5 protein-coding genes are annotated in these 9,239 nt (G+C 37.5%); 4 read left to right on the forward strand and 1 reads right to left on the reverse strand.

Going from position 1 to position 9,239, the window contains the following annotated elements; all coding sequences use genetic code 11:
• The 4 genes from QZ334_RS05310 to QZ334_RS05325 form a co-directional block, all read left to right on the forward strand.
• Window positions 1-2,132: ComEC/Rec2 family competence protein (locus tag QZ334_RS05310; protein WP_295232513.1), on the forward strand; the 2,132-nt coding region annotated here is incomplete at its 5' end.
• 11 nt (window positions 2,133-2,143) lie between these two features.
• Window positions 2,144-3,121 (forward strand): DNA polymerase III subunit delta, encoded by a 978-nt coding sequence (holA, locus tag QZ334_RS05315; protein WP_039969188.1) that lies wholly within the window; start codon window positions 2,144-2,146, stop codon window positions 3,119-3,121.
• A gap of 2 nt (window positions 3,122-3,123) precedes the next feature.
• Window positions 3,124-6,915 carry a PolC-type DNA polymerase III gene (locus QZ334_RS05320; RefSeq protein WP_295232516.1) on the forward strand — a complete coding sequence of 1,264 codons (3,792 nt, stop codon included), beginning with the start codon at window positions 3,124-3,126 and terminating at the stop codon, window positions 6,913-6,915.
• A gap of 126 nt (window positions 6,916-7,041) precedes the next feature.
• Complete coding sequence (locus QZ334_RS05325) at window positions 7,042-7,353, forward strand: hypothetical protein (RefSeq protein ID WP_295212734.1); 312 nt, start codon at window positions 7,042-7,044, stop codon at window positions 7,351-7,353.
• An 85-nt stretch (window positions 7,354-7,438) separates the two neighbouring features.
• On the opposite strand, the gene poxB is transcribed toward QZ334_RS05325, so the two are convergent.
• Complete coding sequence (poxB, locus tag QZ334_RS05330; RefSeq protein ID WP_295232517.1) at window positions 7,439-9,181, reverse strand: ubiquinone-dependent pyruvate dehydrogenase; 1,743 nt, start codon at window positions 9,179-9,181, stop codon at window positions 7,439-7,441.
• Window positions 9,182-9,239 lie beyond the last annotated feature (58 nt).

A 9,239-nucleotide genomic window follows, 5' to 3' on the forward strand; every position in this document is an offset into this window, starting at 1 on the left:
TTCATCAAACAAAAGTGGTATTAACTCATAGTCAATGGGCACATGTTATATTAGGATCTATTATTATAGGAACAATACTAGGGTATGGAAATTATTTTCCTGTACTCAATCAAATGCACTACATCTTTGCTATAGGGATAGCCATTATAGGTGTCGGTGTTTTTAAAGCCTTACAATCGGCTAATTGGTGGAGCTCACTTGGTAAGTTAATAGTATTTGTGTCCCTTTTAATAGGACTATCGTATTACCAAACAAATTTACGGATTATACATTTTAATAGCTATACATCATATTATTTGCACCAAGAAGGAGAATATCTTGGTACGGTTGTAATTGCTCCTGAAAGAGTAAATTTGAACGGACATGAGTATTACAAATATACCATTGAAATCCATAGCTTACATCCTTATAAAGATACTGCCAAAAATGATTATATTAATGCTAAGGGCCGTTTACAGATATACTCAAAGGCATCTACCACCAAACATCCCATACGACTAGGGGAATATGCAGTTGTAGAAGGTACCCCAAAGTCCTTATTTCTTATCGAAGAGGAAGGTCGTATTAATCTTCGTGGCCGATATATGAGTTCCAATACTCGAGGACGTATCTATGATGGTGTATATAGAGTTGCGAGTCATAAAGATTTACAAGCATTTCACTTTAAAGAAACCTATTCTGAAGAACTATATAGGAAACTCTTATTTATTTGTGGATTAATACGAGAGTCTATAGATAAAACTATTTCTAATTATCTAGAGGGTCCACAACATGTATTAGCACAATCATTAGCTTTAGGTGGCCATTATAGTGAGCTAGGGGAAGATACAATGAAGGATTTTTCCTACACAGGACTTATCCATATTTTATCCATATCAGGTTCACATATTGCTCTCTTGTTAGCATTGGTATATGGACTGGGACGACTTATTAAATTAAGAAAACGAACCAGTTTGATTATGGGAATTTTAGTGGCCTGTATGTATTGTGGTGTCGTTGGTGGTGATGCTCCTGTTGTACGGGCAACGATAATGAGCATACTCATGTGTATGGCTTACATAAAAGGTCGATTATATCAAGCTAAGCAAGCATTATGCATATGTGCCATACTATGTTTAGTATATGATCCTTTTTCTATATTTGATGTAAGCTTTCAGCTATCGTTTGGTGCAACCTATGGTTTGCTCATATGGGGAAAAGTATTATATGAACGTATTCAATGGTTACCTAAATGGATTAAAACACCTCTTGTATTATGTGTATCAGCACAGTTGCTCATCTTGCCTCTACAGCTATATTACTTTCATTATATTAGTATTGCTAGTTTGTTAGCAGCTTGTATAGTGGCACCTTTATTAGATTTATCTATCGTTTTAATTTTTATAAGTACTGTTATTAGCTATGTATTGCCGATATCATTTCTATGGTCATTGATAGATGTACTATTACGTATATCCTTATATTTAAATCATGTGTTAGGTCGTAGTGGCAGTTTACTTTGGTTAGGCATGATGAATCCTTATTGTGCTTATTTGTATTTGGTTCTATTAGGTTTATTTACGTATTTTTTAACCCATAGAAAAAGGTATACTGTTTATATAGTGTTATGTTTAGTTTTTATGGTCACAACCTTTGGTACTTCATATTATGTGACACAGTATCATAAGAATGCATTGGTTCACTATATTCCTATGAAGCAGTGTAATGTATTACTTTGTATAGAACCTAATCACGAAGGGGCCTATGTATTAATTGATGCGCCAGACCATATTAAAACTACACCTAATGAAAGGCTTATCAATCAAGCTATACGGGCATATGGTGTCAATCCAAAAGTTGTAAAAGTAGACTACTTTCATAGTAACGGATCTGCAAAAACAATATATAAAAATAGTATGAAAGAAATCGATGTATATAATGGACAAAGAGGAGAAAAAAATCTAAAATTAAATGATAAGACTAATACATTATTTATTACGAGTCGATCTAGTATAATGAACGAAATTGGTCGCATATTACCGGATAATACTGTTTTATTTAGTAGTCCTCATGGTGCATTACGCGATGTGGACCCATCATCAGAACACATGTATATAATGGGGTACAGTTACATTAAAGATATCTATCTGTGAAAGGAGGAACTATGGTACATATTCAACTCATTTATGGCGATGAGCCACAATTAATTGAAGAAGAAAAACGTAAATTTTTAAGTGCCTATCCTGACCTTCCAGTAACTGTATTAGATGATGAAGCTGGGCCACAGAAAATAAGTGAAAAGCTATGTGAAGATTCGCTCTTTGGCGATCAAAAGGTATTTTGTTTAGTGAATTTACCTATTATTCGTAAAAGCGGTAAAAATAGCGATGCTTGGGTTCCATTATATGAACTCATTATGGAATATAATGGGAATAATCCCATCCTTTTGATTTATCATGATATGATTGATAAACGCATCAAGCAGAATAAAGCGATTTTAGATAAAATTCCCAATCATCAATGTAAGCGCCTTGAAGGGGCAGACCTTGTGATGTGGATACGTCAGTATTGCACTTCTAATGGTTTTAAAATGACCCCTGATGCACAGGAATATGTAGCTCATCTCATCGATTTGTGGCAAGATGTACCGGTTTCTTTTATGAGAACCGAATTTGACCGGTATTTTCTACAAATTATAGGTGATAAAGTCATTACTAAAGAGTTTCTCGAAGAAAATGGTAGCGATTATGGGGCTAAAAACATTTTCACCTTTAAAGAGGCTCTGTTAAAACGAGATATTGATACATTGCTTGAACTATTTCCGTTTATGTTCGGCTATAAAGAATTAGACCGTGCAATGAGCTATATTGAGGGGCAATTACGTTTACAGTTACTGGTTAGCGAATGCCGTCAAGCGGGAATGTCTGTTCAAGCTATTCAAAACTTATGTAAGGATCATGATTCGTCATTTAAACCATATCCAATTAAGCTAGCTTATGAGGCGAGTCCTAGAATTTCAATTAAGGCGCTACGAGCTTTATTAAAAGGGCTCTATGAGATTATATTGGATAGCCGTAGCAGCAAGGGCGATATTTGGCGATTTAGAGATTTATGTATTACCTATTGTGGGTATAAGGGATAAAAATGAAAGTACGTTATCGTGTTGTACCAAAACAGAATAAGAAATCATCCTTCTATGTAAACTGTCATAGCCAACATGTGACGATTCAAGCGGCGGACTCGGCCTTTTCCACATTACTTGGTTTGCGTGAAAGATTGTCTGCATGGTATAAGGAAAAAAATATCTCTTTTGACGATATTCCAACTAATACCGATACAGCTTGTTGTTTCGCATGGAAAGTAGATACTGAAACTGGAGAAGGTTTAGATACCTATTATTATGGTGGTGGCTGTGGTGCTGGTGAATGGATAGAAGCGGCAGAAGCGCAACGTGAGGCTGAAGAGGCTAAAAACAAAGTGCCTAGAGGTAAGTCTTTTGCTGGTTATGATCAACAAGATGAATATGATGATGTTGACGAAGATGATTTTGCTCCATTTGTAGAGGCTGTTGAGTTAGGCTATTTCAACAATAGTCCAGTTGTTGTGTCTCGTTCTAATCAAACGGCTGCCGCATCTAGCGGTAGTGATACTGTCGCATCTGTGAGCAGTACACCTAAAGCAAGCAAAGGTTTTGCACCTAAAAGTACTATAAAATCTACTGGAAAAGGTAGTGAAGGGGATAGCAAATATCCTCGTCGTGCACCGAAGGATGCTCCTACTGATGAAGGCATGATTTTAGGACCTAAAATTGAGGGAGTTACCTCTAAAATTATGGGCACTTTGGATACGCCTAGTGTTATTTTTGAAGGTGTATTTGTTGGTCTAGATAAACGTGATACTAAGACTGGTAAAAGTATCGTTAACGGTAGCATCGTAGACGATACGAATAGTATCAAATTTATCAAGTTTACGAACAGCCCTGAAGAAGGGGATGCGCTACTTAAACAATTGAAAGGTTTACAACGTGTACGCGTACAAGGTAGCGTCAGCTTTGATGATCGATTTGATAAGGATTATATCTTATCTATTCGAAGCATTGAAGCTATGGAAACTAATAGCGTGGAGCGCACTGAAAACCGTCCAGACTCCCGTGTAGAGCTGCACTTACATACTAAGATGAGTGATAAGGATGCCCTTGTATCTGTTAAAGACCTATTTAAAACAGTAAAAAAATGGGGTCATCCTGCGGTGGCTATTACAGATCACGGCGTTGTACAAGCCTTTCCAGAAGCTCAAGCTCTTGGTAAAGAGTTGGGCGTTAAGGTTATCTACGGTGTAGAAGGCTATCTCATTGATGATGAAATTGTTGCTCGTGATGAAGAGCTTGTAGTAGATAAGAAGAAGAAAAAAGAAAAAGATAAACGTTACCATATTATCTTATTAGCTAAAAATATGGTAGGTTTGCGCAATCTGTACAAGATGATATCTATTTCTCACCTTGAACACTATAAGGTACGTCCTCGTTTGCCTCGTTCTGTTATTGAAGAACATCGTGAAGGCATTATTATCGGCTCTGCTTGTGAAGCTGGTGAACTTATGCAATCCATTGTTCGCGGCGCTACAAAGGAAGAACTATTAGAGATTGCATCTTTCTATGACTATCTTGAAATTCAGCCACATACAAATAATATGTTCTTGGTTCGTAAAGGGCTTATGCCAGATGAGCAAGCTCTTATCGATATGAATAAAACAGTTATCGAATTAGGGGAAGCTTTAAATAAACCAGTATGTGCTACTTGTGACGTTCATTATTTAACACCAGAAGAAAAAATCTACCGTGAAATCATGTTAACGGCATGTGGTTATCCAGATGCAGATGAACAACCAGATTTGCACTTACGTACTACAGATGAAATGTTGGCATCCTTCCCTTATTTAAGTGAAGAAAAGGCCTATGAAGTAGTAGTTACTAATACTCGTGCTATTAATGATAGTATCGAAGATATCAAACCAGTGCCAGACGGTACATATTCTCCAAAAATTGAAGGCGCCGATGAAGCTTTCACAGAAATGTGCTATAGAAATGCGAAGGCTATTTATGGTGATCCATTGCCACGTGTTGTACAAGAGCGTTTAGACTATGAATTGGATTGTATTATCTCCAATGGTTATGGTGTATTGTATTATATCGCTCATAAACTAGTAAAAAAATCTCTTGATGATGGGTATCTTGTAGGTTCTCGTGGTTCTGTAGGGTCTTCCTTCGCAGCTACTATGTCTGAGATTACAGAGGTAAACCCATTACCACCACATTATGTATGTCCTAACTGTAAATATTCCGAATTCTTTGAAAAAGGCGAATATGCAGGTGGCTTTGACTTGCCTCGTAAAGACTGTCCTAAATGTGGTCATGCGCTACAAACGAATGGCCATGATATTCCGTTTGCTATCTTCCTTGGTTTCGAAGGTGATAAGGTTCCAGACATCGACCTTAACTTCTCTGGTGATTACCAAGCAAAAGCTCACAAATATACGGAAGAATTATTTGGCCGTGACAATGTATTTAAAGCCGGTACTATTGGTACTATCGCTGATAAAACTGCATTTGGTTATGTTAAAAAGTACGCTGAAATTAGAGATATTCAAGCCCGTAGTGGTTTCTTTGAACATTTAGCAAAAGGCTTTACGAATGTAAAGAATACTACTGGTCAACATCCAGGTGGTATCATGGTATGTCCTCGCGATATGGATGTGCATCACTTTACACCTATACAGCATCCTGCGAATAAGAAGGAAAGTGGCGTATTAACAACACACTTTGACTATCACTCTATCGAAGGTCGTATGACTAAGCTTGATATTCTGGGCCATGATGATCCTACTATCATTCGTATGCTAGAGGATTTGACTGGTATTGATGCAAAAACTATACCATTTGATGATCCAAAAACATTGAGCTTATTCTCTTCTACAGAGGGGATTGGTTTAACACCTGAACAATTACAAGGTGACCAAGTAGCCAGCTTGGCTGTACCAGAATGTGGTACAAAGTTTGTACGAGGCATGCTTGAAGACTCTCGTCCTCAAACATTCTCTGATTTAGTTCGTATCTCTGGTTTCTCTCATGGTACCAACGTATGGCTCGACAATGCGCAAGATCTCATTAAAAATGGTACTTGTAAGTTGAACGAAGCTATTTCTACCCGTGACGACGTAATGAACTTCTTGATCCATCGTGGCATGGATAGAAAGCATAGTTTCTTCGTAATGGAAAACGTACGTAAAGGTAAGGGCATTGAAAAACGAAACAAACAAGGTCAAGCTACTACGGAATTTGAAGCAGAAATGCGTGAGAACAATATTCCTGAATGGTTTATTGAATCTTGTAAAAAGATTTCCTATCTATTCCCACGGGCCCATGCGGTAGCCTATGTAATGATGGCATTCCGCATTGCTTGGTTTAAGGTGTACCATCCATTGGCATTCTATGCGGCATACTTCTCCATTCGTGCCAAGGCCTTTGACTTACGCATTATGACGGGAGACCTTAAAACTCAAATGACTGAGTTCAACCGTATTAAGGCTCTCGATCGTGCTGCCAGTCCTAAAGATAAGGACCTTATGAGTGCGTTAGAAGTATCTATGGAAATGTATCAACGGGGCTATCGTTTTATCAATGTAGATATCCAGCACTCCGAAGCTAGACGTTTTAGCATTAAAGATGGTGCATTATTGCCGCCATTCTTAGCTATTGATTCCTTAGGTGAAACTGTAGCTGATGCTATCGTTGCTGAACGAGAAGAACGTCCGTTTACATCTCTAAAAGACTTGCAACGTCGTTGTAAGGTATCTAATACCATCATTGATCTTATGAAAGAACTCAAATGCTGTGGTGAACTACCTGAAGACGAACAAATGTCACTCTTTGGAGCATAATAAAATATAAGTTAAAACCTAAATACAAAATAAGCACTATATACCTAAAAGGTGATATAGTGCTTATTTTTATATATTTTGCTACAATACAATTAATATATCATTGGTGTAAGGGAGTGTTATGTAATGATAAGTGGATTATTGAAGTTTTTAGGAATTAAGTCATCGGATAGCAATATTTCTAAAGAACCTAAAATAAAATTAGAAGATAATAGATGTGAATCGAATATTGCTAAGGAGCATCAAAATCAACCTATAGAGATTGAATTTTGGGATATTGAGCCCGAGGATGTGCCTGAGTTGGAAGAATCCGATATTCCAGGTGTATATTTTAACGAATTCCGAGAATATGTCGATGAAGAGGGGAATGTATTATCGCCATCAGATCTTGATGCAATACGGTATAAAGACGATTACGAGGACGATTATTATAGATAAAAGAGGAGTCATCAAATGATGACTCCTCTTTTTGAAAGTTTTGCAGTTTATTTAGTTTGGCAGGTTTGATAAATTTGGCAGATTTTTAGTATAAGGATTTATACTTCATCCAGTTTGTTTTGGCCATTTCTTTAAGTTCTGTACCACGGCCATCAAGGATTGCATTAATCAAGTATTTGCTGAAGCCTTTAGCTTGTTGGTACGCAATTTTAGGTGGCATAGCAAGTTCTTGTTTATCTACGCGAACATTAACGATGACTGGACCATTATGGTTGAGAGCTTCCATAATTTTTTCATCTACTTCGCTAGAGTTTTGAATGCTTACACCTTTAATGCCAGCTGCTTCCGCAAGTTTGCCAAAGTCTGGATTTACAAAGTCCGTAGCATAGTCTAGGTAGCCAGAAGCTTTCATTTCCATGGCGATGAAGCTAAGTTCTTCGTTGTTGAATACAAAGATTTTAACTGGTAAGTTAAGTTGTTTTAATGTTAACATTTCGCCCATCATCATTGTGAAGCCACCATCACCGGAAAGGGAGATGACTTGACGATTAGGACATGCATTTTGAGCACCGATGGCATGCATCATGGCATTGGCCATGGAGCCGTGATTATAAGAACCTAAGATGCGACGTTTACCATTTGTTTTTAAATGACGAGCAGTCCAAATTACTGGTGTGCCTACGTCAAAGGTAAAGATAGCATCTTCAGCAGCTAATTTATTGAGACGGTTTACAAAGTATTGAGGGTGAATTGCGACACCATCTGGTTCAGCTACTGCATAGCTATCTAAGTCGCCTCTGAATTTAGCATATGCTTTGCGTACAGTGTCGATGAATTCAGTATCACCGCGTTGACCAACAAGAGGTAATAATTCTTTTAATGTATCTTTTACAGTACCAATAATACCTTGTGTAAGAGGAACACGACGACCTAAAGCACTAGGATCTCTATCCACTTGAATTACTTTTGCATTTTCTGGATAGAATGGACGGTACGGGAAGTCTGTACCAAGCATTACCAGAGTATCGCATTGTTCGATAGCACGATAACCAGATGTATAGCCTAATAGACCAGTCATACCTACATCATATGGGTTATCCCATTCAACCCATTCCTTGCCTCTGAAAGCATGTACTACAGGTGCTTGTAAACGTTTTGCTAATTCTACAACTTCGTCATGAGCACCTTCACAGCCTGCACCACAGAAGAGAGTAATGCGTTTACCAGTTTCTAAATGAGCAGCCATTTCTTCAATATCGGTGCGTTGTGGCACGATATGAGGTAAACGAGGAGGAGTCCATACAGGTAACTCATCAATTTCCATTTCCATTACTGCAACGTCCCCAGGAAGAACGATAACTGCAACATCTTGGTTACCTACAGCAGCATTCATAGCACGGAATAGGATTTCAGGCATTTGTTTAGGATTGGATACAAGTTCACAGAAACAAGAACATTCTTTAAACAAGTTTTCAGGATGTGTTTCTTGGAAATAATTTAACCCTACTTCAGATTGAGGAATGTGAGAGGCAATAGCCAATACTGGAACACGATTACGATGGCAATCGAATAGACCATTGATTAAGTGTAAGTTACCAGGGCCAGAACTACCAGCACATACAGTTAATTTATGAGTTAAGGATGCTTCTGCACCTGCAGCAAAGGCTGCTGTTTCTTCATGACGTACATGTTCAAAGGCAATCTTACCATTGCGGCGTAAACTATCATTTACAGAGTTTAAACTATCGCCTGTGATACCATAAATACGTTTAATACCAGCACTAGCTAAGACATCGATAAGTACGTCAGAAATTCTTTTTTTTGCCATATTATCACCTTAATTTAATAATTAATATCAATATAATATAGTTATAAACTATATATAT

This window comes from Veillonella sp. (genome assembly GCF_019414865.1).
In the GTDB taxonomy this organism is placed as follows: domain Bacteria; phylum Bacillota; class Negativicutes; order Veillonellales; family Veillonellaceae; genus Veillonella.

What these genes read in the sequence shown, in the direction of transcription:
- QZ334_RS05325 (WP_295212734.1), top strand. Translation starts at nt 7,042, where the DNA reads ATGATAAGTGGATTATTGAAGTTTTTAGGAATTAAGTCATCGGATAGC.
- QZ334_RS05320 (WP_295232516.1), top strand. Translation starts at nt 3,124, where the DNA reads ATGAAAGTACGTTATCGTGTTGTACCAAAACAGAATAAGAAATCATCC.
- holA (WP_039969188.1), top strand. Translation starts at nt 2,144, where the DNA reads ATGGTACATATTCAACTCATTTATGGCGATGAGCCACAATTAATTGAA.
- poxB (WP_295232517.1), bottom strand. Translation starts at nt 9,181, where the DNA reads ATGGCAAAAAAAAGAATTTCTGACGTACTTATCGATGTCTTAGCTAGT.